1 protein-coding gene, 3 tRNA genes and 1 rRNA gene are annotated in these 895 nt (G+C 44.2%); 4 read left to right on the top strand and 1 reads right to left on the bottom strand.

What is annotated here, in order from left to right:
* From G9H65_RS13260 to G9H65_RS13245, 4 genes are all read left to right on the top strand, one after another.
* Positions 1-99, top strand: a 16S ribosomal RNA gene (locus G9H65_RS13260); the annotation flags it as partial.
* Between the two features lie 130 nt (positions 100-229).
* Positions 230-306: transfer RNA gene (locus G9H65_RS13255), tRNA-Ile, on the top strand.
* Between the two features lie 155 nt (positions 307-461).
* A tRNA-Ala gene (locus tag G9H65_RS13250) sits at positions 462-548 on the top strand.
* An 81-nt stretch (positions 549-629) separates the two neighbouring features.
* Positions 630-706, top strand: a tRNA-Ala gene (locus tag G9H65_RS13245).
* Here G9H65_RS13245 and G9H65_RS13390 read toward each other — a convergent pair.
* The coding region (locus G9H65_RS13390; protein WP_205753317.1) for a hypothetical protein at positions 677-895 on the bottom strand (219 nt) is incomplete at its 5' end. The genes G9H65_RS13245 and G9H65_RS13390 overlap by 30 nt on opposite strands.

Raw genomic sequence — 895 nt, 5'->3', positions numbered from 1 at the left:
AAGCTGGCCGTTAAACCGCCAGTTAGGGTAGAACAGGTAATTGGGGCTAAGTCGTAACAAGGTAGCCGTACCGGAAGGTGTGGCTGGAACACCTCCTTTCTGGAGAAGCTATTTAACTTAAGTATATGAGGATTCTTATATGCTTCCAGAGTACTTTTATCACACGCCTAAAGGAAAATCTAGAAAGATAGATTTTCAAGATATTGTTGAGAAAACAGAAGAAAAAAGCGGGCTTGTAGCTCAGGTGGTTAGAGCGCTACACTGATAATGTAGAGGTCCGTGGTTCGAGTCCACGCAGGCCCACCAACAAAATTGTTGGGGCAAGCTGGAGATGAAAGCCAATAACGGGGGATTAGCTCAAAAAGCTAGGAACCAAGCCTGCACTAGTGGGCACAACGAACTGGCCGTTCGCGTTGAATCCGTTTTCTCTACTAAAGAGAATAAGAGTCCCGAGTAAAATTGGGGGATTAGCTCAGCTGGCTAGAGCACCTGCCTTGCACGCAGGGGGTCAACAGGCTAGCCGACCGCGTTAAATCCGTTATTCTTTGCTCGAAAAAACAAAGCGTACCGCATTAGACAAACGAGTCTAATGAAATGAAGAGATTAACAAATAAAACCCAATTAAACTTGGGGGATTAGCTCAGCTGGCTAGAGCACCTGCCTTGCACGCAGGGGGTCAACGGTTCGAATCCGTTATTCTCCACCAATTAATTACCCTCCCTCCTACTTCAACGGAAGTAGAAAATAAGGGAAACGATGTAGAGGATTTGGATTTATTCAGAGATTTTACACAAGGTTCTTTGACATATTGTGAGAATAAAGTAAAGAGTAAGAGCAAAAATAGATAGCGATTGCCTTCGGGCATGAAGATATTAGAGAGTAAGTGAAATAAGGG

The organism is Aquirufa ecclesiirivi (assembly GCF_011250515.1).
Taxonomy (GTDB): domain Bacteria; phylum Bacteroidota; class Bacteroidia; order Cytophagales; family Spirosomataceae; genus Aquirufa; species Aquirufa ecclesiirivi.
This window is presented reverse-complemented; position numbering and strand designations above follow the sequence as displayed.